General features: G+C 60.6%; 21 protein-coding genes. 6 read left to right on the plus strand and 15 right to left on the minus strand.

Features of this window, described 5'->3' with window-relative positions:
* Positions 1-36: 36 nt before the first annotated feature.
* Positions 37-1,329, minus strand: coding sequence for a TadE/TadG family type IV pilus assembly protein (locus BLX89_RS14280; protein ID WP_075291598.1), 1,293 nt, complete (start codon positions 1,327-1,329; stop codon positions 37-39).
* A 202-nt stretch (positions 1,330-1,531) separates the two neighbouring features.
* On the opposite strand from BLX89_RS14280, the gene BLX89_RS14285 reads away from it, so the two are divergent.
* Positions 1,532-2,299, plus strand: coding sequence for a potassium channel family protein (locus BLX89_RS14285; protein WP_075291599.1), 768 nt, complete (start codon positions 1,532-1,534; stop codon positions 2,297-2,299).
* Between the two features lie 6 nt (positions 2,300-2,305).
* Here BLX89_RS14285 and BLX89_RS14290 read toward each other — a convergent pair whose 3' ends face one another.
* The 3 genes from BLX89_RS14290 to BLX89_RS14300 form a co-directional block, all read right to left on the minus strand.
* Positions 2,306-3,427 carry a mandelate racemase/muconate lactonizing enzyme family protein gene (locus BLX89_RS14290; protein ID WP_075291600.1) on the minus strand — a complete coding sequence of 374 codons (1,122 nt, stop codon included), beginning with the start codon at positions 3,425-3,427 and terminating at the stop codon, positions 2,306-2,308.
* Between the two features lie 161 nt (positions 3,428-3,588).
* Positions 3,589-5,088 (minus strand): aldehyde dehydrogenase, encoded by a 1,500-nt coding sequence (locus BLX89_RS14295; RefSeq protein ID WP_075291601.1) that lies wholly within the window; start codon positions 5,086-5,088, stop codon positions 3,589-3,591.
* A 2-nt stretch (positions 5,089-5,090) separates the two neighbouring features.
* Complete coding sequence (locus tag BLX89_RS14300; RefSeq protein ID WP_075291943.1) at positions 5,091-6,236, minus strand: iron-containing alcohol dehydrogenase; 1,146 nt, start codon at positions 6,234-6,236, stop codon at positions 5,091-5,093.
* 109 nt (positions 6,237-6,345) lie between these two features.
* On the opposite strand from BLX89_RS14300, the gene BLX89_RS14305 reads away from it, so the two are divergent.
* The 3 genes from BLX89_RS14305 (at position 6,346) to BLX89_RS14315 (ending at position 8,555) form a co-directional block, all read left to right on the plus strand.
* A complete protein-coding gene (locus BLX89_RS14305) occupies positions 6,346-7,251 on the plus strand; it encodes a LysR substrate-binding domain-containing protein (protein WP_075291944.1) in 906 nt (301 codons plus the stop codon).
* 125 nt (positions 7,252-7,376) lie between these two features.
* Positions 7,377-7,586: a hypothetical protein gene (locus tag BLX89_RS14310; RefSeq protein ID WP_075291602.1), complete on the plus strand. Its 210-nt coding sequence runs from the start codon at positions 7,377-7,379 to the stop codon at positions 7,584-7,586.
* A gap of 84 nt (positions 7,587-7,670) precedes the next feature.
* Positions 7,671-8,555, plus strand: coding sequence for a DUF6030 family protein (locus BLX89_RS14315; protein ID WP_075291603.1), 885 nt, complete (start codon positions 7,671-7,673; stop codon positions 8,553-8,555).
* Here BLX89_RS14315 and BLX89_RS14320 read toward each other — a convergent pair whose 3' ends face one another.
* The 11 genes from BLX89_RS14320 to BLX89_RS14370 all read right to left on the minus strand — a co-directional run bounded on the left by BLX89_RS14320 (position 8,556) and on the right by BLX89_RS14370 (position 19,994).
* Positions 8,556-9,365, minus strand: coding sequence for an ABC transporter permease (locus BLX89_RS14320; protein WP_075291604.1), 810 nt, complete (start codon positions 9,363-9,365; stop codon positions 8,556-8,558). It lies immediately after the preceding gene.
* Positions 9,362-10,150: an ABC transporter ATP-binding protein gene (locus BLX89_RS14325; RefSeq protein ID WP_075291945.1), complete on the minus strand. Its 789-nt coding sequence runs from the start codon at positions 10,148-10,150 to the stop codon at positions 9,362-9,364. The genes BLX89_RS14320 and BLX89_RS14325 overlap by 4 nt, the downstream gene beginning before the upstream one ends.
* A gap of 65 nt (positions 10,151-10,215) precedes the next feature.
* A complete protein-coding gene (locus tag BLX89_RS14330) occupies positions 10,216-11,202 on the minus strand; it encodes an ABC transporter substrate-binding protein (RefSeq protein WP_075291946.1) in 987 nt (328 codons plus the stop codon).
* Between the two features lie 239 nt (positions 11,203-11,441).
* A complete protein-coding gene (locus BLX89_RS14335) occupies positions 11,442-13,163 on the minus strand; it encodes an ABC transporter substrate-binding protein (RefSeq protein WP_075291605.1) in 1,722 nt (573 codons plus the stop codon).
* Between the two features lie 78 nt (positions 13,164-13,241).
* Complete coding sequence (locus tag BLX89_RS14340; protein ID WP_075291606.1) at positions 13,242-13,661, minus strand: DUF2160 domain-containing protein; 420 nt, start codon at positions 13,659-13,661, stop codon at positions 13,242-13,244.
* The gene (locus BLX89_RS14345; protein ID WP_075291607.1) at positions 13,661-14,485 is read right to left on the minus strand and encodes a carbohydrate ABC transporter permease; all 825 of its coding nucleotides are present in this window, start codon (positions 14,483-14,485) and stop codon (positions 13,661-13,663) included. The genes BLX89_RS14340 and BLX89_RS14345 overlap by 1 nt, the downstream gene beginning before the upstream one ends.
* Positions 14,486-14,501: 16 nt before the next feature.
* On the minus strand, positions 14,502-15,368 hold the full coding sequence (locus BLX89_RS14350) for a carbohydrate ABC transporter permease (protein WP_075291608.1): 867 nt from the start codon (positions 15,366-15,368) through the stop codon (positions 14,502-14,504).
* 3 nt (positions 15,369-15,371) lie between these two features.
* Positions 15,372-16,442, minus strand: a complete 1,071-nt coding sequence (locus tag BLX89_RS14355) for an ABC transporter ATP-binding protein (protein WP_075291609.1) — start codon at positions 16,440-16,442, stop codon at positions 15,372-15,374.
* A gap of 10 nt (positions 16,443-16,452) precedes the next feature.
* Complete coding sequence (locus tag BLX89_RS14360) at positions 16,453-17,535, minus strand: ABC transporter ATP-binding protein (protein WP_075291610.1); 1,083 nt, start codon at positions 17,533-17,535, stop codon at positions 16,453-16,455.
* Between the two features lie 43 nt (positions 17,536-17,578).
* Positions 17,579-19,129, minus strand: coding sequence for a glycerol-3-phosphate dehydrogenase (glpD, locus tag BLX89_RS14365; protein WP_075291611.1), 1,551 nt, complete (start codon positions 19,127-19,129; stop codon positions 17,579-17,581).
* 94 nt (positions 19,130-19,223) lie between these two features.
* The gene (locus BLX89_RS14370) at positions 19,224-19,994 is read right to left on the minus strand and encodes a DeoR/GlpR family DNA-binding transcription regulator (RefSeq protein ID WP_075291612.1); all 771 of its coding nucleotides are present in this window, start codon (positions 19,992-19,994) and stop codon (positions 19,224-19,226) included.
* Between the two features lie 167 nt (positions 19,995-20,161).
* On the opposite strand from BLX89_RS14370, the gene BLX89_RS14375 reads away from it, so the two are divergent.
* Both BLX89_RS14375 and BLX89_RS14380 read left to right on the plus strand, forming a co-directional pair.
* Positions 20,162-20,932, plus strand: a complete 771-nt coding sequence (locus tag BLX89_RS14375; RefSeq protein WP_075291613.1) for an SDR family NAD(P)-dependent oxidoreductase — start codon at positions 20,162-20,164, stop codon at positions 20,930-20,932.
* 1 nt (position 20,933) lies between these two features.
* On the plus strand, positions 20,934-21,827 hold the full coding sequence (locus BLX89_RS14380) for a LysR family transcriptional regulator (protein ID WP_075291614.1): 894 nt from the start codon (positions 20,934-20,936) through the stop codon (positions 21,825-21,827).
* The last annotated feature ends 59 nt before the right edge of the window (positions 21,828-21,886 follow it).

Raw genomic sequence — 21,886 nt, forward strand, 5'->3', positions numbered from 1 at the left:
CCGCTCCGGCGGGACGATCTCAGATGACCCGCAGGCTCAGCTCGTCAGGCGTGGCGAGGTGATGATCTTCTTGAAGAGCGCTTCCATCGCCTCGGTGATGCCTTCGGTCGGGCTGACCTCGAAATAAAGACCGGAAGACGCGCAGGCCTCCATGTTCGAGCCGATCTGCGACTGGAAGGGCGCGATCCATGTGTTGTACCAGTTGTTGGTCGGCAAAGGCAGATACGTCGTATAGAGCACGGCGATCTTGTAGCCCTTGTTCTTCAACGCCGTGCAGTACGAGATATCGATGGGTTCCTGGCAGCGCCCGCCGGTGGTTTTCTTGGTGCAGGTCGATGGCTTGTAGCTATCACCGACGCCATCCGAGACGAAATAGAGGATTTTTTCCGGCGAGGCGGATGTCAGCCCGGTGCCAGGGGTTCCTATCTTGGTCGGGATCTGGGTCAGCGCGCGGTCGAAGTTGGTCTGCTGGTCGTTGTCGTACCCCTGATAAGGGATCGACATCAGCTCGATCTTGCCGGCGTTTTTCTTGGCGTCCGCGAGGTCGGAGGTCAGCGACACGACCTCAAGGAGCTTGGTATCTTCTGCCTTTTCGCCGAAGGTGTAGACGGCCATGCGATACTGGTTGGCGCTGCGACGGGATTCCTGCGCCGTGTCCCTGAGGCTTGCCGTTGCCTGGGCAACCACGTTAATGCGGGTGGAAACGCCGAGGCTTTTGGCCAGATTGTAGTAGCTTTTCTTGTCTTCCACACCGCTCTTGACGATGTGACAGGCAAACGCACATTTGTCGGAGGTACTGGCGACCATCTTCGCGACATCGGACGGGGTCGCGCCGACGCCCATGGACGGCGTGTTGTCGAGAAGCAGGTAGAAATCGCTGAAAGTCTGGGTCTGGTATTCCGCCGTGGAGCGGACATGCATCTTGATCTGCTTCTGCCCGATGATGCGCGAGAACGTGGTGTAAAGGGTCGCTTCCAGCTCGACGCTGGCGGTCAGGATATTGTCCTTCTTGACCACCTTCGCATCGACGGAGTTCAGCACCAGATCGCTATATCCGGCCGATTGGGCGGCGAAGAACTGCTTGGCATACTCCGCGCCGACAGCGACTTCCCCATCGCCGGTCATTTCGAGAGCCTTCTGCACGCCGGCGGATTTTTCGGATATCGCCGCAAGGGCCGCGGCGTCAGCGGCGTCCTGAAGCTGCGTCTTGGACATCAGGGCCGTGCCGTAATCCAGCGCGAGACCAACCGTGCCGAAAATCGGCACGAGCATGATCGCCGTCAGCATACCGAAATTCCCGGAACGATCCTTTTTGAAACGCGCAAACATCAGTCTCTCCTAAGTCTGCGAGAAACGTATCGGCGCGCGGTTAAAAAATGTTGGAATCATCATACTTTATCGCGGTTCCAAACCGGCCTTGCTGCAAATATGATTAACGAAATCCAGCCCTTGCGACAGGATGACGGCCAGCGCTTGACCTGAGCGGGGCTTCGCCGTTATCTCGGCAAACACGGGATGCGGGACGAAGCTGATGACGCTGGACACGATCCGCACGAGATTGCGCGGGCTCTACCTCGGGACGACGAAGAAGGCGATCCGCTTTCAGATCGCCATGGCGCTCATCGATATCGCCATTATTTTCTTCTTCATCCTCGGCCCCTATCTCGGCGATGGCCGCTCCTACCTGATTGTCGATTACACCATCGCCTTCATCATCGCCTGCGAACTGGTGGCCCGCGTTCTCGTCGCGAGCGATCTTCGGCGCTGGCTGCTAAAGCCGATGACATGGGTGGATATCATCGTGCTGGGCACGCTGCTCTTCCCGCAGCAGCTCTCGAATTTCGCGTTTCTCCGGGCCTTCCGCATCTGGTCGCTGGGGCAGAGCAAGGCATTCACGATGCTGGTGGCGCGGGCGCGCTGTTCCGAATGGGAAGACACGATCAAGGCGGTGATCAATTTCGTCACCTTCCTGTTTCTCGTCACCGGCTTCGTCTACACGACGTTTTTCTACCATGAGCCGGGGATCAAGGGGTTCGTCGATGCGCTCTACTTCACGGTGGCGACGATCACCACCACGGGTTTCGGCGACATCACTCTGCCCGGCATGCTGGGCAAGCTGACCTCGATCGTGACCATGATCTTCGGCATCTCGCTGTTCGTGCGGCTGGCGCAGACGATCGTCCGGCCACACAAGGTCTTGTTTCCCTGCCCGCAATGCGGCCTGCAACGGCATGACTATGACGCCGTGCATTGCAAGGCCTGCGGGCATGTGCTGAACATTCCCGACGAAGGGACCTGACGCAGCTCAGATCTTCGTTACTGCGAGCCGTTCCTCATCCAGCACGACACCGAGGCCCGGCGCTTCGCCAAGCTCCAGCCAGCCGTCCTTGTGCTTCAGGGGCGCTGCCATCGGGTAATCGCGACGGGCTTCGCTCCATTCCGGATTGTCGTAGGGGTATTCGAGGAAGGGAGCGTCGCCGCAGCCGGCCGTCAGATGGGCGTTGGCGAGCACGCCGATGCCGTTGGTCCAGGAATGCGGGGTGAACATCACGCCGGCTTCGCGCGCCTGGAAGGCAAGGCGGCGGCAACCGGTGATGCCGCCGACCAGTGCCACATCGGGCTGGATGACGTCGAAGGCGCGTTGTTCAATGATATCCCGGAACTCATAGACTTCGCGGGTCATCTCACCGCCGGCGATGCGGATCGAGGTGGCATCGGACAGGCGGCGCATGCCTTCGCGGTCCGAACGATGCAGCGGCTCTTCCATCCAGTAGACGCCGAGGCGCTCCAGCTCGCGGGCAACGGCCAGCGCATCCTTGAAAGTCCAGGAGAGCGTCGTATCCCAGGGCATGCGCCAGCCCTGGTTACAGTCGACCATCAGCTCCAGCCGGTCGCCGACGCGGGCGCGGATGGCTTCGAGCGCCTTTACATCCGCCTTCCAACTGCCGCGACCGCCGGCAGACGACGAGAAGCGCACCTTCATCGCTGGAAAACCTTCCTCCATATAACGCTCGGCCTGATCGGCCATGGCGGATGGTTCGCGCAGAACGCCGGAGGAGGCATAGAGGCGCACACGATCGGCACGGCCGCCGAGCATGCGCCAGACCGGCTCGGCGGTGATCTTGCCGGCGAGATCCCAGAGCGCGAGATCCATCGGCCAGCAGCGGCCGTAATGGAAATTGATATGGGAGAGGACTTCGTAATGCCGTTCCAGATGGCGCGGGTCCTGACCGATGAACAGCTCCTCGTGCCCTTCGAAACCCTTCATCAGGTCGCCGGAGCCGATGCCCTCGCGGCCTTCATCATCGCGCACGCGCACGATCGTCGCATCGAAATATCTGCGTGGGCGGCCGTCCCAGCTGGCCTTGAAGGCCGGATCGAGGGGCAAACGGTGATGGGTGATTTCGATGGAAGCGATCTTGCTCATGGGGCTCTCCTCTCATTGTGGTCCCCTCTCCCCGCATGCGGGGAGAGGGCTAGGGTGAGGGGCAAGCTCGCATCCTTGAGAATGCCGAGGCTCCTGCCCCTCATCCGGCCTGTCGGCCACCTTCTCCCCGCTCGCGGGGAGAAGGGAAGTCCGCCACCGTATCAGCCGAACTGCTGCCAGATCGTCTTGTAATCACAATATTTATCGATGGCATGCACGGAGCGGTCACGGCCGAAGCCGGATTGCTTGAAGCCGCCGAAGGGGGTGGCGAAGTTCGACATGTCATAGGTGTTGATCCAGACCGTGCCGGCATGGATCGCCTCAGAGAAGCGATGCGCGCGGTTCATATCGCGGGTGAAGACTGCGCCGGCAAGGCCGTAGATCGTGTCGTTGGCGATCTTCAGGGCTTCCTCCTCCGTCTCGAAGGGGATCGCGGCGAGAACGGGGCCGAAGATTTCCTGACGCGCGAGGCTCATGTCGTTGGTGAGATCGACGAAGACACCGGGGGAGACATAATAACCGCCCGTCTCGCTCATCACCTGCTCGGCACCGAAGGCGCGGCGTGCGCCTTCCTTCTCGCCGGCGGCGATCATTGATAGAACTTTGTCCATATGCTCCTTCTCGATCAGCGCACCGATCTGGGCCGATGGTTCGAAGGGATGGGCAAGGGCGATATCGGACTTCGCGACGGCCTCGATCTTTTCGATCAGCGCCTGTTGCACCGAGCGGTGCACGATGAGACGGGTCGAGGCATGGCAGGTTTCGCCGGAATTGTAGAAGCAGCCCCAAGCGGCGGCGGAGGCGGCGGCATCGAGATCGGCATCCTCGAAGACGACGAGCGGCGACTTGCCGCCAAGCTCCAGCGCCACGCGCTTGACGTTGGATTGCGCGGCATAGCCCATAATCAGCTTGCCGACCTCGGTGGAGCCGGTAAACGCGATCATGTCGACATCCATATGCAGCGCCAGCGGCTTGCCGGTTTCTTCGCCAAAACCGGTCACGACATTGAAGACGCCGGCGGGAAGGCCTGCCTCGATAGCAAGCTGGGCAAGGCGGATGGCCGAGAGCGAGGATTGCTCGGCCGGCTTCAGCACCACGGAATTGCCGGCGGCAATCGCCGGACCGAGCTTCCAGGCGTCGATGATCATCGGGTAGTTCCAGGGCGTGATCGCGCCGATGACGCCGAGCGGCACCTTGCGCACGAGGGCGCGGGCATTCGGCCCGGTCGGCGCGATCTCGTCATACATCTTGTCGATCATTTCGCCGTAGAACTGGATGCCATCGGCGCAGAGCCGGACATCGACATTGAGCGAGGCGAGGACCGGCTTGCCGACATCGAGCGTTTCGAGAAGCGCCAGTTCCTCGCCATGAGCACGGATCAGCTCTGCCCATTTCAGCATGATCTTCTTCTTTTCCAGCGGCTCCTTGTGGCGCCAGATGCCGCTTGCGAAGGCGGCGCGCCCAGATGCAACCGCACGGTCGATATCGGCGGCATCACCACGCTGCAGAACGGCGCCTAGCTGGCCATCCATGGGTCGGGTGCGGGTGAAGGTGCGGCCGGAAAGGGCATCGACAGATTGGCCGTCAATGAAATGCTGGCCGTTGATGGCGAGAGCGGAGAGGGCTTTTTCCCAATAGTCGCGAGTGTAGGAGGTGGTCATGATCAGGTGGCCTTCGGCAGGGACATGATGGATGCGGCGAAGTGATCGATATCGGCATCGGTCACCTCGCGGATGGTCGAGCGGCGCATCGGTTGATTTTCCGGCGCCTTCATCTCCGTGGCGAGAGCGTGCCCGTCGAAGGCGGAGAAGCCGGCGGGCAGCGCGCGGACGATGCCGGTGCGATCCATCAACGCGGTGACGAAGGCCGGGAGGGCGTCTGCATCGTCAAGGCCTGCGGCGCGGGCGGCAGCATTGAGGTCGGCGCTATCGGCTTCGGCAAGCCAGGCAATCGTCGCCTCAAAGCCGAGCGCGGTGGCAAGGCCGTGATGAATGGGTGCGAGGCCGGCCATGGCATGGCTGACATTGTGGGCGATGGCCGTGCCGCAATTGTCGATGGCGATGCCGGCATAACAGGAGCCCAGCAGCACCTTACCGCGGGCTTCGAGATTGTCCGGTTCCTTGACCGCCGTTTCCAGCGCCGATGTCAGGAGGCGGATAGCTTCATGGGCGTAGAACTTGCCGCCGGCATGGGCATTACGGTTGGTCGCGGCCTCGAAGGCGTGGATGAAGGCATCCATGCCGCACCATGCGGTGAGGTTGGCCGGCAACGTCGCGGTCAGGACCGGATCGAGGATGACGAGATCGGCCTTGGTCTCTGCACCCCAGATCCAGAGCTTCTTGCCTTCCGGGCCTGCGAAGATGTTAGTCGCAGAAGTTTCAGACCCTGTGCCGGCCGTGGTCGGCACCATGATCTTGTTCAGCGGGTTTTTCGGCAGGGGATTGGCCGCCAGAGCATAATGCATCGCATCTTCGCCGGAGGCGGCGCAACAGGCGGCGATCTTGGCGATATCCAGCGCCGAGCCGCCGCCGACGCCGATGACGAGATCGGTGCCCTTCACAATCTCGCTTGCGGCACGGACATGGGCGAGCTTCGGTTCGCCTGCGAAATCGGAGAAGATTTTGGTTTCGATGCCGTTTTCGGCAAGGCTGGCGGCTATGGTATCGGCGAGGCCGGAGCGGGCGAGAAAACCGTCAATGACGAGTGCGGCGGACTTGATGTCGCCGAGGCCCGCCGCAGCCGCGCCGATGGTGCGATGCAGATCGTTGCCGAAGCGGATTTCGGGCACGAAGGAGGTGGAGAAGCTCAACGGTTTGATATCCTGATGCCAATGTACAGCTTTACCCTGCATCACGATCTGATATTTTCAAATCCGGGCAATTCTCGGGTATATTGATGATCTCAGGTTATGCAGGATGATGCTGAGCCATATTCCGCTCGAAGCGTTTCGCGTGTTCGATGCCGCCTGCCGGCATATGAACTTTTCCCGTGCCGGGCGTGAGCTGAATATTACCCAGGCCGCCGTCAGCCGGCGGATCAAGGGACTGGAGGACCATCTGGGGGCCGACCTCTTCCAAAGGCGCGGCAAGAACCTTGCCCTGACGCCGAAGGGCGAAAGGCTTTTCCAGCGGGTGCGGGCGACGCTGGATTATCTGGAAGAGAGCCTGGAAGCCTTTCGCCCGCAGACGGGCGGCACGATTGCGATCGCGGCGAGCGGCTCGGTCTCGCATCTGTGGCTTGGGCGGCGGCTGCGCGATTTTGGCAACGAGAACCCGCAGACATCGCTGCGCCTCCTGACCTCCGATACGCCCTCGGATCTCGCCTCGGAAAACAACGACCTCGTCATTCTCTATTCCACCGGCGAACATCCGCGCTGGGACCTGACGCTTCTGATGCCGGAGGCGCTAGCACCCGTGGCGGCACCGGCCTATCTCGAAAGCCGGGGGATCGACCCCTCCACGGTCACCACAGACGAGATCGCCCGCCTCGATCTCATCGACTATGAGCGCTTCAACGCCCACTGGATCTCCTTCCGGCAATGGTTCGACCGGGTTTCGCCGGCACCGCGCTCAAAAACACCATCGCCGCGCTATTCCTTCTCGACCTATGTGATGGCGATTGATGCAGCGTTGCGGGGCGATGGCATCGCGCTCGGAAGCCTCGGGCTGATCGACCGGCAGCTTGAGGACGGGCTGCTGGTGCGGGTGGGAACGGCGGCGCTTTCGACCGGCTATGGTTATTATCTCGGCCTGCCACGCCACAAGACGGTGGCGCCAGAGGTGATGCGGCTGCATGCGGCGCTGATCGGCCAATCGCAGGCATGATCTTTTCGCCGGCGTCGAATCGTGCAACTGATAGGTTTATCGCGCCGCTTGCAGGGATTGTATCCGGGTTACCCTGAAGCGAGATAGCCAAGCCCTGGCGTGCGCGCGTAATCTGGAATGTGCCGATGCTCTGGTCCTATCTGTTCTCGACGCTGTATGGCGGGATCGCGCTGCTGTTTCTCGACGGCAGTTTTCGCGAAGGAGAACTCGAGGGCGGCGAATGGGATGTGATGCGGGTGCTAGGGCTGCTGCTCTGCCTCGTCTGGCCGCTGCTGATCGTCTACGTGATCCTCTCGGCCTTCCGTCAAAAACAGATCCATCGCCGGACACGGTAAATTGCGCAGACCGCCGTCCTACCATTAGGGATTCTGCAGTAGATTGCAGATAAGCGGTATGGAACGCGGCGGACGGATCAGGCAATGGCGCAGGGAAAAAGGAGGGGATCGGGAAAACTGTTTTTCCTCATCGCCCTGCTGGTGATTTTTGCCGGCATCCTGACCACCGTTCTGCTTGCCAACGAGGGGCGCAATCTGCGGGTGTTTCTGCGATATTTCGATATCGAGATGCCGGCGGCGATCACGCTGTCACCGCAGACGGAAGAGCCTTTGGGTTTCCGCGCGATCAAGGGCAAAAGGCTGCCGCCGGCGCGCATGGCGCTGCCAACCTATGCCTTCGCCGACATGAGAAGCCCCCCACAGACTTTTTTGCGCGCCATTCGCAGCGATCCGCGCAGCCTGTGCGATCAGGTGAAGGAAGCCGGCTTTCGCGGCATGGACTGGGTGATCAGCAGCAGCAACACGGACAACTGGGAATGCTCGTCGCTGACGACGCTGTTGCCCTCGACGGATGGGGACGGCGCTGCCCAATCCTCGATCTTCGTGCTGATCAAGGGCGACGGCGAAAACCGGGTGACCTCCTTCCGCGTCAAGCTCAACATAGAGCGCCCGGCCGACAGCGGCCCGGTGGCGGCTCTCGCCGCCGATGCGGCGATGATCTTTCTTGAACGGGTGCAGTGGGAAAACAGCGAGGAGGTCGTGCGCCTCGTGCGCTCGCTGAAGGAATTCGAACTCGAAAGCTTCGGCAGCCGCATCCGCTTCAGGAAGGAGATGGGCGAGGTGCCGCGCTACAACTTCATTGCCAGCCAAGCCCCGGGCAAACCCCGCAAATCGCCGGTCGCCGCCTATTTCGACCGCGAACGGTGGCTACCGCTTTCCGACGACTACAAGGCGCCGTTGGTGGGCGGGATGATGGCTGGGGAAGGTTCGGGGGGACTGCCGCTGTCGGACGAAACCACCCAGCCCTGATCAGTTTGCCATCGTCGAGCGATGCGCCCAGCCGGTCATACGTTTTTCCACCCAGGCCATCAGCGCGTACATCGCGATGCCTTCGACAGCCAGCATCAGCAGGCCGGCGAAAACAAGCGGCACGTTGAACTGGCTTTGAGCCGAGCTCATCATATTGCCGAGGCCGTAATTGGAGGCCACGGTTTCCGAGACGACGGAGCCAACGAAAGCGAGCGTGATCGCGATCTTCAGTGAGCCAAAGAAATAGGGCATCGAACGGGGGATACCGACCTTCAGCATGATATCCATCTTTCGGGCGCCGAGCGCGCGCAGCACGTCTTCCGTTTCAGGCTCGATGGTCGCCAGACCGGTCGCGACATTGACGACGATCGGGAAAAAGGAAATCAGGAACGCCGTCAACACCGCCGGCACCGTGCCGATGCCGAACCAGATGACGAGAATCGGAACCAGCGCCACTTTGGGAATGGCATTGAAGCCCACCATCAGAGGATAAAGACCGGCATAGATGGTCTTCGACCAACCGATGAAAAGGCCGATAGCGAGGCCGGCGACAACGGCGATGATGAAACCGAGTGTTGTCGTGTAAAGCGTTTGCAGCGAGTTTTTCCAGATCGGCGACCAGTATTGCACGACAGCCTGGAAGACGCGAGTGGGTGCCGGAAGCACGGTCTGCGGCATGGCGAGCGCGAGGACCAGCAATTCCCAGGCGAGGAAAAGCGCTATCGTATAGACAAAGGGGGCAGCCTTAACCCAATCGATGCGTTGCATCAGCGGCTTGGCGGACGGGGAGAGTTTGACAATCTCTGTCATGCCGCGACCCTCGCCTTGGCGATTTCGCCATGAAGCGCCTGCACCATGTCGTTGAACCCCTTCTCATACATGATCTCAAGCTCGCGAGGCCGCGCGAACGGTACCTCGCGATCGCGGATGACGCGGCCTGGCCGGGCGCTCATGACGAAGATGCGATCGGCCAGAAAGACGGCTTCGCGCAGATCATGGGTGACGAGGATGATGGTGACGCCCTGCGCCGCATGAAGGTCGCGGATTACGCACCACAGTTCCTCACGGGTAAAGGCATCGAGCGCGCCAAAGGGCTCGTCGAGCATCAGAAGCTCCGGCTCGTGGATGAGCGCGCGGCAGAGATTGGCGCGCTGCTGCATGCCGCCGGAAAGCTGCCAGGGAAACTTGCCACCGAAACCGCCAAGGCCGACGATTTCCAGCAACTTCTCCGCCTTGGCCACGTATTGCTTCTTGTTGGCACGAAGACGATGGCGGTGCTTCTCGACGATCTCGAGCGGTAGCAGGATATTTTCCAGCGTCGTGCGCCAGGGCAGCATCGTCGGGTTCTGAAAAGCCATGCCGACAATGGAGACCGGCTTCGTCACCTGCTTTTCCGCAACGATGACGTCGCCAGCCTGCGGAATCTGAAGGCCGGTCACCAGCTTCATCAGCGTCGATTTTCCGCAACCGGACGGGCCAACAACGGCTGCAAACTCGCCTTTTGCCACCTTGAGGTTCAGATTGGAGACGGCAAGCGTTCCAGCTGCACCGCCATAGCGCATGTCGACATTTTCAATGGAAACGAGAGGTGTCATCGGCAATCCCCGGTCGATGCAGGAGGGAAGAAAGCAGCGGCCAGATGGGCCGCTGCCATTCGACATCAGGGAAGCATGCGCTCTTCCTTCGTCGGCAAGTAACTGGCGTCGAAGACCTGCTCCGCCTTGACATTGCCCTTCAGGCCCAGCGACACCTTGAGCGTATCGATCGAGGCGGCGAGACGGGCCGGATCGATGCCGCCCATGCCGTTTTCGACGACATAGGGGGTCTTGATGTTCATGCTGTTGGCCATGTTGAGGCGCTCAAGCTCGATTTCCGGATTGAGCGTTTCATTGCGCTTCAGAACGGCATCGACGCCTTCCTGGGGATTGGCAACCGCATCGGCAAAGCCCTTGGCCAGCGCCTTGAGGAAGCCCTTCACAGCATCCGGATTGGCAGCGGCGAAGTCGCTGTTGACCAGAACGCTGTTGCCATAGAGGTTGAGGCCGTTTTCGGCCATCAGGATGGTGGCGATATCGTCATCCGCGATGCCCTGCGCCTTGAGGTTCAGAATGACGGAGAAGGCGAAACCGAAAACGGCATCGACGTCACCCTTGGCGAGCATCGGCTCGCGCACCGGAAAACCGATGCTTTCGATGGTGATGGCGCTGTCGTCGATCTTGGCAACCTGCTTGAAGGCCGGCCACTGGGCAAAAGCACCATCCGGTGGGGGCGCGCCGAGCTTCTTGCCTTCGAGAGACTTCGGATCCGTGCTGACGCCGAGCGACTTGCGACCAACAACCGCGAAGGTCGGACGCTCATAGACCATGTAGACGGCCTTGATCTTCTGGCTCGGATCTTCGTCGAGGAACTTCATGAGCGAGTTGATATCGCCGAAACCCATTTCATAGGCGCCGGTTGCGACACGCGGGATCGCCTCGACCGAACCATTGCCGGTATCGATCGTGACATCCAGGCCTTCAGCCTTGAAATATCCCTTGTCGAGCGCCAGCAGGAAGCCGGCGGCCGGGCCTTCGAATTTCCAGTCAAGCGTGAACTTGATCGGCGTTTCGGCAAGTGCGGGCGTCGCCTGCAAGGAAATACCGGCCATGAGCGCCCCGGCCAAGGTGGCAATCGTCTTCGTGAAAAACCGACGTGTGAGCAATGTTTTTCTCCCTCTGGATTTGAAGACAACATTGATCCCGATTGGCCGTCGATTGGCAAGAAGAATATGCACATTAAGGAGGCAAAATTTTTATCGTATATATTTTAGGCAGGACTGTTTGACGCGCACAAAAAACCGCCCGGACCTTCATCCGGACGGCTTTCGGGAGTTAGAAATTAGCCGGCTTACTTCTGCCAGCTCTTGACCAGTTCGTCGTAGTTGACGGTGATCGGCTTTTCCTTCTCGTTTTCGATCTTCAGCTGCGGCGCGAGGTTGCCGGCCTTGACGGCTTCCGCGTTCCAGTAGGCGAGATCGTGTTCCTCGGCGAGAACAGGACCCATTTCGCCCTGAACGCCTGCGCGTTCCAGACGTTCCAGGACCTTTTCCTGCTCGGCGCACAGCGAATCCATGGCTTCCTGGGCGGTTTTCGCGCCGGAGGAAGCATCACCGATTGCCTGCCACCACAGCTGGGCCAGCTTCGGATAGTCCGGGATGTTCGTGCCGGTCGGCGACCACTGAACGCGGGCCGGCGAACGGTAGAACTCGATCAGACCGCCAAGCTTCGGCGCACGTTCCGTGAAGCTCGGATGCTGAACCGTCGATTCGCGGATGAGCGTCAGGCCGACATGCGCCTTCTTGACGTCAACGGTCTTCGAGGTGACGAACTGCGCATAAAGCCATGCAGCCTTGGCGCGGTCGTCCGGGGTGGACTTCAGCAGCGTCCAGGAACCCACGTCCTGATAGCCGAGCTTCATGCCGTCCTTCCAGTAGACGCCGTGCGGGCTCGGAGCGAAACGCCACTTCGGCGTGCCGTCCTCGTTGACGACAGGCAGGCCTTCCTTGACGAAATCGGCAGTGAACGCCGTGTAGGTGAACATCTGCTGGGCGACTTCACCCTGGGCAGGCACCGGACCGGCTTCGCCGAAGGTCATGCCCTGGGCAGCGGCCGGAGCGTAAGCCTTCAACCAGTCGAGGTACTTCTGGATGGCGTAAACCGAAGCCGGGCCGTTGGTGTCACCACCGCGCGCAACGCAGGAGCCGACCGGCTGGGACTTTTCGTTGACCTTGATGCCCCATTCGTCGACCGGCAGACCGTTTGGCAGGCCCTTGTCGCCGTTGCCGGCCATCGAAAGCCACGCGTCGGTGAAGCGCCAGCCGAGCGACGGGTCCTTCTTGCCGTAGTCCATGTGACCATAGACCTTCTTGCCGTCGATTTCGCGACCGGTGAAGAACTCGGCGATATCCTCGTAAGCGGACCAGTTGACCGGAACGCCGAGGTCGTAGCCGTACTTCGCCTTGAAGTCGGCCTTGTTCTTCTCGTCGTTGAACCAGTCATAGCGGAACCAGTAGAGGTTCGCGAACTGCTGGTCGGGCAGCTGGTAGAGATCGCCGTCCGGAGCGGTCGTGAACTTGGTGCCGATGAAGTCATCGAGGTCGAGACCGGGGTTGGTCACGTCCTTGCCTTCGTTGGCCATCCACTTGGTCAGCGAACGGGCCTGCTGGTAGCGCCAGTGGGTGCCGATCAGGTCCGAGTCGTTGACATAGGCGTCATAGACGTTTTCGCCGGACTGCATCTGCGTCTGCAGCTTTTCGACGACGTCGCCTTCGCCGATCAGGTCGTGGGTGATCTTGATGCCGGTGATGGCGGTGAAGGCCGGAGCCAGAACCTTTGATTCGTATTCATGCGTGGTGATGGTTTCGGAGACCACCTTGATGTCCATGCCTTCGAACGGCTTGGCGGCATCGATGAACCACTGCATTTCCTTTTCCTGATCCGCGCGGGACAGCGACGAAAGATCGCCGATTTCCGCGTCCAGGAACTGTTTGGCTTCATCCATGCCCGCGAATGCGGTTCCGGTGAATGCCAGGAGCATTGCTGCCGTAGATGTCAGTAGGTGCCGTCGCATGATTTCCTCCCTTAAAGGTTTGCGAGTGCGGTTGCTTTCCGTCCGGCTCCTTCCCGGACGGCATTTCCAGTCCTTGCCTCAGACCAGCTTGAAGACGCCGAAAGCGTAGACAAGCGAGAGGGCAAGAGCCCACCACTGGCCGGTGCCGACGAGGCCCAGCCAAGCGAGATTGATAAACGCGCTGCCAAGCAGCGAGATGAACAGACGGTCACCGCGCGTCGTCTCGAAGCGCAGGATGCCGACGCGCGGATTGCCGCCCGGACGGGCATATTCCCACACCGCCATCAGCGCGAGCAGCAGGAAGATGGTCAGGAAGAACATAGCCGTCGGGAAGGTCCATGCCATCCAGCCGCCGCGAACCAGCGGTGCGAACCAGTCGCGCACGCCATCCTTGACCGGTAGCACCGAGACGAGCAGCCCGGCAATGGCGGCATAGACGGCAAGCACGATGACGAGGGCCACCGGCCAGCGGTTGGGACGTTGCGAAACAGCGGCCATTATACCCTCCCCAGGGCAAAGCCCTTGGCGATGTAGTTTCTGACGAAGTAGATGACGATGGCGCCGGGGATGATGGTGAGCACACCCGCTGCAGCCAGCACGCCCCAGTCCATGCCCGAAGCCGAGACCGTGCGCGTCATGATGGCGGCGATCGGCTTGGCGTCCGTGGTCGTCAGCGTACGGGCAATGAGCAGCTCGACCCATGAGAACATGAAGCAGAAGAAGGCGGCGACACCGATGCCCGAGGCGATCAGCGGGATATAGATGCGCAAGAAGAAGCGCGGGAAGGAATAGCCGTCGATGTAAGCGGTCTCGTCGATTTCCTTTGGCACGCCCGACATGAAACCTTCCAAAATCCAGACGGCGAGCGGCACGTTGAACAAGCAATGCGCGAGGGCAACCGCGATGTGCGTGTCGATCAGGCCGAAGGCGGAATAGAGCTGGAAGAACGGCAGCGCGAACACGGCGGGCGGCGCCATGCGGTTTGTCAGCAGCCAGAAGAACAGGTGCTTGTCGCCGAGGAACCGGTAGCGCGAGAAGGCATAGGCCGCCGGCAGGGCCACCGAAACCGAGATCACCGTGTTCAGCACCACATAGATGATCGAGTTGATATAGCCCTTGTACCAGGACGGATCAGTGAAGATGACGGCGTAGTTGCGCAGCGTCGGCTCGTGCGGATAGAGCGAGAAGGTGCCGGTGATCTCGGTGTTCGTCTTGAAGCTCATGTTGACCAGCCAGTAGATCGGCAGGAGCAGGAAGAGGATGTAGAGGGTCGGCACGATCCAGGAGAGGTTACGGCCGGAAGTCTGTGTTGCTGTGGTCATGGTCGTTCCTCCTTTCTCAATTCTCGGCGTCGCTGTTGGTCATGACGGTGTAGAAGATCCACGACAGCAGCAGGATGATCAGGAAGTAGATGATCGATAGGGCTGCTGCCGGACCGAGGTCGAACTGGCCGATGGCCGTCTTGACGAGATCGATCGACAGGAAGGTCGTGGCATTGCCGGGGCCGCCGCCGGTGACGACGAAGGGCTCGGTGTAGATCATGAAACTGTCCATGAAGCGCAGGAGGAAGGCGATCAGCAGCACGCGCTTCATCTTCGGCAGCTGGATGTAGCGGAACACCGCCCAACGCGAGGCGCCATCGATACTGGCCGCCTGATAATAGGCATCCGGGATCGAGACGAGACCGGCATAGCAGAGCAGCACGACGAGGCTCGTCCAATGCCAGATATCCATGACGATCAGGGTGATCCAGGCGTCGAAGACATTGTTGACGTAGTTGTAGGGAATGCCGAGCGCTGCCAGCGTATACCCGAGCAGGCCGATATCGACGCGACCGAACACCTGCCAGATCGTACCGACCACGTTCCACGGAATGAGCAGCGGCAGCGACATGAAGACGAGGCAGAAGGGCACGCCGAGACCCTTTTTCGGCATGTTGAGCGCGATCAGGATGCCGAGCGGGATTTCGATCGCGAGGATGATCGCCGAGAAGATCAGGTTGCGGGTGAGCGCATCCCAGAAACGGTCCGACTCGAGCACATCGGTGAACCAGTCCGTGCCGGCCCAGAAGAATTCGTTATTGCCGAAGGTATCCTGCACCGAATAGTTCACCACCGTCATCAGGGGGATGACCGCCGAGAAGGCGACGAGCACCAGCACCGGCAGCACCATGAACCAGGCCTTGTTGTTCCAGGTCTTTTCCATGGATCAGCCCTCCCCGCCGACGCGCCAGGAATTGGCATAGATATTGATGGCCGAAGGATCGAAGGTGATCTTCGGATCGGCCGGGATCTCGCCATCCTCATGAACGACGATGGCCAGCGGACGGCCGGCAAAGGAAGCGCGCACGATCTTCTGGCGGCCGATATCCTCCACCTTGGTGATCGAGACCGGCATGCCCTCGCGGCCAAGACGGACGAATTCCGGACGGATACCCAGCTCCGTCCTGGCGCCGGCCGCGATCTTCGGGGCAAACCCGAGAGAAACGCTGCCATCGCCGAGATCGACGGCGGAACCGTCGATCTTAGCCGGCAGCACGTTCATGCCCGGGGAGCCGATGAAATAGCCGACGAAAGTGTGCTTCGGCTTTTCGAAGAGCTCGGCCGGCGTGCCGATCTGCACGATCTCGCCGTCATACATGACGACGACCTTGTCGGCGAAGGTGAGCGCCTCGGTCTGGTCGTGGGTGACATAGACCATGGTGAAGCCGAACTGCTTGTGCAGCCGCTTCAGCTGAGAGCGCAGCACCCACTTCATATGCGGATCGATAACCGTCAGTGGTTCGTCGAACAGGATGGCGCTGACATCGTTGCGCACTAGACCTCGACCGAGCGAGATCTTCTGCTTCTGATCGGCGGTGAGGCCGCGGGCCTTCTTCTTCGCGCGGTCGGCAAGGCCGATCATGTCGAGGATTTCGGTGACGCGACGATCGACCTCGTTTTCCGGAACCTTGCGGTTGCGAAGCGGGAAGGCAAGATTGTCGTAGACGGTCATCGTGTCGTAGATGACCGGGAACTGAAACACCTGGGCGATGTTGCGCTCCTGGGTCGACAGGTTGGTGACATCCTTGCCGTCGAAGAGAATCTTGCCTTCGGAGGGCTGCAGGAGCCCCGAGATGATGTTGAGCAGCGTGGTCTTGCCGCAACCGGAAGGACCGAGCAGCGCATAGGCGCCGCCGTCGTTCCATTCGTGATGGACTTCCTTCAGCGAATAATCCGACGGCGATTTCGGGTTCGGGCCGTAGGCGTGACGAAGATGTTCGAGCGTGATGCGTGCCATGATGGTCTCCTCACGCCGCGTGGGCGGCTAGGCCGCCAGTTGCCCGACCATCCGGCGAAAAGGCCATCAGGTGACGGGTATCGACAAAGAGTTCGATGGCCGTGTCGGGATCGAAATCATGGATGCCATGCTCCAGCATGACCCAGCGGGAACCGGCGGCTTCCACATGGATGAAGCTTTCAGAACCGGCGATTTCCGAGATGATCACCCGCGCCTTGAGGGCGGCGGCAGAGGCATCCGGGCGCGCGATCGACAGATGATGCGGCTGGAAGGCAATGGTCACGGGACCATCGGCAACGGCAGACAGATGCGCCGGAACCGGCAGGACGACGAGGCCATCGCGCTCGAAATGGGCGCCCGCCTTGACGAGATTGACCGTATTCAGCGGCGGGTCGGCGAAAGTCTTGGCCGAAACGAGATCGACCGGGCTGCGATAGACCGAGATGGTGGGGCCGAACTGGGTGACGCGGCCTTCGCTCAAGGTCGCGGTATTGCCGCCGAGAAGCAGTGCTTCGGTCGGCTCCGTCGTCGCATAGACGAAGATCGAGCCGGTGGCGGCGAACAGCTTCGGCAGCTCTTCGCGCAGTTCCTCGCGTAGCTTGTAGTCGAGGTTGGCGAGCGGCTCGTCGAGCAGAACCAGGCTGGCATTCTTGACGATGGCGCGGGCAAGCGCCGTGCGCTGCTGCTGGCCGCCGGAAAGATTGAGAGGGGTGCGATCGAGATAGGGCGTGAGCTTCATCAGCTCGGCGGCCTTCTTGACTTCCCGGTCTATGGTAGCGGCATCCTTGCCGGCAATGCGCATCGGCGAGGCGATGTTTTCATACACGGTCATCGCCGGATAGTTGATGAATTGCTGGTAGACCATGGCGACGCTGCGATCCTGCACGCGCACGCCGGTTACATCCTTGCCGTCGAAATGGATCGTGCCGGAGGTGGGCTTGTCCAGCCCCGCCATCAGCCGCATCAGCGATGTCTTGCCGGAGAGTGTCGGGCCGAGCAGCACGTTCAGCGACCCCCGCTCCAGCACAAGGTTGGTCGGGTGGATATGCGTATCCGCCCCAACAACCTTGGTTATGTTTTTCAGTTCAAGCATTACCAGGCTTCCTCCCAGCCGGAGCTAAAATGGCATATCGCCCTCAGGCGACGTCGCGCATCTTCTCCCGCATAAATTCCTCCAGTCCGGCAACATCAGCCGGACCCACTTTCAGGCCGAGCTTGGTGCGGCGCCACAACACGTCTTCAGCGTATCGCGCCCACTCCCTGTTCATCAGCCAGACAACTTCAACTTCGTAGAGATCCGCACCGAAATGGCGGCCGAGATCGGCAACAGTCTTCGCCTCTCCCAGCAGGCGCGCCGCGAGCGTACCATAAAGACGGACGAGACGCCGCGCATGGCGATCTTCCAGGAATGAATAGCGGCTCTTGAGCGCCGAGACCTGCGCCTCGTAACCGGTCGCGGGAAAATCGCCACCGGGAAGCGAGCTGCCGGCCGTCCAGGGCGCACCCTTGGCACCGATCGCTTCCACGATTTTTTCCATCGCGTGTTCGCCGAGGCGACGATAGGTGGTGAGCTTGCCGCCGAAGATATTCAGAACCGGCGCATTGCCGGCATCGCCCTCGACCTTCAGCACATAATCGCGTGTCGCTTCCTGTGCTTTGGAAGCGCCGTCGTCGAACAGCGGCCGCACGCCGGAATAGGTCCAGACGATATCGGCGGTCTCTACCGGCTCCTTGAAATATTCACTGGCGGCCTTGCAGAGATACTCTGTCTCCGCATCGCTGATGCGGACCTCGTGGGGATCGCCGGTATAGTCCTGATCGGTGGTGCCGATCAGCGTAAAATCCGTTTCGTACGGAATGGCGAAGATGATGCGGCCATCGGGATTCTGGAAGAAATAGGCGCGCGGATCATCGAACTTCTTGCGCACGACGATGTGACTGCCCTGCACGAGGCGGACATTGTGGGCGCTGTTCTTCCCGAACACGCCGGACAAAACCACATCGATCCAGGGGCCGGCCGCATTGACGAGCATGCGCGCCTTGAAGCTGCGGATCGTGCCGGTGGCGCGATCTTCGACATCGATATGCCAGAGACCGCCATCACGCCGCGCCGACGTCACGCGGCTGCGGCTCATGATAAGGGCGCCGCGATCGGCGGCATCGCGGGCGTTCAGCACCACCATGCGGGCATCATCAACCCAGCCATCGGAATATTCGAACGCCTTGGTGAACAGCGCCTTCAGCGGCTTTGCCGCCGGATCGCGCCGCATGTCGAGCGTCTTTGTTGCCGGCAACAGCTTGCGGCCGCCGATATGATCATAAAGGAACAGGCCAAGGCGGATGAGCCAGGCCGGACGAATGCCGCCCTTGTGGAACGGCAGCACGAAGCGCATCGGCCAGATGATATGCGGCGCCATCGCCCAGAGCACTTCGCGCTCCATCAGCGATTCCCGCACGAGACGAAATTCATAATGTTCGAGATACCGCAGCCCACCATGAATGAGCTTGGTCGCGGCCGAGGATGTGCCGGACGCGAAATCGTTCATTTCGGCAAGGGCGACCTTGTACCCACGGCCAGACGCATCGCGTGCGATACCGCAGCCGTTTATACCGCCACCGATGACGAAGATGTCGAATTGATCCTGCGCAGGCACGCCTTCTCTCCCCCCACTTTTCGCATCGCACAATTTTGCGCATTTGCGAAAGTAAATTTAGTTAAAGCGAAAATTTTTCGAATGTCAAACGAATGTTACAGGAAAAACATACGCTCGTGCCCTGCGCTCAGCGCCGCGCACTGGTTTCAATCAGCCGAACGTCCTGTTCCTGGCAGATCACGCGCACGTTTTCGACCGGACAGCTATCGGTGATAAAGGTGTGAACCTGGCTAATATGGCCGATGCGCACCGGGGCCGTGCGTTCGAATTTGGTCGAATCGGAGACCAAGATAACGTGGCGGGCATTGGCGATGATCGCCTGCGCCACTTTCACTTCGCGATAATCGAAATCCAGAAGCGCGCCATCCTGATCGATCGCGGAGGCACCGATGACCGCGTAATCGACCTTGAACTGGCGGATGAAATCAACCGCGGCTTCACCGACGATACCGCCATCGGCACCGCGCACCACGCCGCCGGCAATCACCACCTCGATGGAGGGGAAGACACGCAAGCGATTGGCAACGTTGATGTTGTTGGTAATGATCATCAACTCTTTGTGGTCAAGCAACGCTTCGCCCACCGCTTCTGTGGTCGTGCCGATATTGATGAACAGTGAGGAATTGTGCGGGATCATGGCGGCGGCGGCGGCGCCGATCGCCTGCTTTTCCCCGGCCGCGATCGACCGGCGCGCTTCGTATTTCACATTTTCGTTTCCGCTCGGAAATATCGCGCCGCCGTGAATGCGGGTCAGCACGCGCGCATCACAGAGATCGTTTAAATCCTTGCGGATGGTCTGCGGCGTTACCGCAAAACGGCCGGCCAGTTCATCGACCAGCACACGACCTTCCGTCTTTGCAAGCTCGAGGATTTCGGACTGTCGGCCCGTCAGATACATGGATGTTCCCCCGCCCTATTTCGTTTTCTTTCATAATAGGCAAAAACGAAAGCGGAGCAAATGGGGAAATCAAGCCATTTGGGAGGAGCGACCCCGTTACGGCGGCCATTGCATTGCAATTGCTACATGAATGGGTCAGCGTGATTTTATGACGGGAGGATTGCAAAATGTTTCACCCATCCTTGTTCAAGGGAATGAACGTTGTCGTGACCGGCGCGGGGCGCGGCATCGGCCTTGAGGTTGCGCGCCTGTTTCTCGATTGCGGCGCGCATGTGCTGCTGCATGCAGGACGCAGTTCGCAAGGCGAGATGCCGGATTTCCTTCAGGCCGCAGTCGAGGAAGCGCGCGCGCATATCGTTTATGGCGACTTCCTGACTGATCAGGGCATTGAGGATGTCGTGCGCCGCGCAGACAGCCTGTTCGAACACGTCGATGTGCTGATCAACAATGCCGGCACCATGGTCGGGCGCTTTCCGGCGGCGGAGCTGACGGACGATCAATACGAGACAGTTGTGCAGCTCAACCAGACCTCGGTGGTCGAGATCACCCGCGGACTGCTGCCGCAATTGCGCCGCGCGGCGCAGGGTGCGATCGTCAACACGGTTTCCATTTCCGCGCTGACGGGCGGCAGCGCCGGTTCGGCCATCTATTCGGCGAGCAAGGCTTTTGTCGCCACCTATTCGAAAGCCCTGGCACGCGAACTGGCGCCCGATGGCATCCGCGTCAACTGCGTTTCGCCCGGCACGATTACCACCGATTTCCACGAGCGCTATTCGAGCGCGGAAAAGCTGGAAGCGACGCGGAAATCGATCCCGCTGCAGCGGCTCGGCACGCCGGAAGATTGCGCGCCGGCCTATCTCTTCCTCGCATCATCTGCGCTTTCCGGCTACATCACCGGCCAGGTGCTGGAGGTGAATGGCGGCCAGCTGATCTGCTGACATGATCGACAAGCTGGAATTCTTCATCGCGTTGGCGCAGGAGCGGCATTTCGGCCGGGCGGCGGAGCTGTGCGGCATCACCCAGCCGACGCTGTCCGCCGCCATCCGCCAGCTGGAGGATCAGCTGGGCGTAATGCTGGTCGTGCGCGGCGCCCGTTATCAGGGACTGACGCCGGAGGGCCAGCGGGTGCTGGAATGGGCTCGCCGAATCGTCGGCGACAGCCGCACCATGCGCGAGGAAATGCGGGCGGCGCGCAAGGGGCTCGTCGGTCATATCCGCATCGGCGCCGTCCCGACGACGCTGGCCATGGTGCCGAGCATCACCGGGCCGTTTCAGGAAAAACACCCGGAGGTGACGTTCAGCATCATCTCCACGACTTCGCTGAAAATCCTCGGCCTGTTGGAAAATCTGGAGATCGATGCCGGGCTGACCTATCTCGAAAACGAACCGCTGGGGCGGGTGACCAGCGTGCCGCTGCAGGTGGAGCGCTACCATCTGGTGACGGCGGCGGGAACGCCGCTTGCCGATCGCGAAAGCGTGACGTGGAAGGAAGTGAGCGGTCTTCGGCTTTGTCTATTGACCGCCGATATGCAGAACCGCCGCATCATCAACCAGCATTTTGCCGAGGCCGGCGCGGTTGCGGCACCGACGCTGGAATCCAACTCGATGATCGTGCTGTTTTCACATGTGCGTACCGGTCACTGGGCGAGCATCATGCCCTTCAACGTCGCGAATTCATTCGGTTTTCACAAGGACATCAAGATCATTCCGATCACCGAGCCCGATGCGCACCACACGGTTGGACTGGTTGCGACCCATCGCGAACCGTTCACGCCACTGGTTTCGGCCTTGCTGCACGAAGCACGCCTTTTGAGCGAGCGACAGATGGCTTGATAGAAATTTTCTATCGCCCGACGAAACACCCGTATTGACCCGGAACGGCCCTGCTGCGA

It is taken from the genome of Pararhizobium arenae, assembly GCF_001931685.1.
Taxonomy (GTDB): domain Bacteria; phylum Pseudomonadota; class Alphaproteobacteria; order Rhizobiales; family Rhizobiaceae; genus Pararhizobium; species Pararhizobium arenae.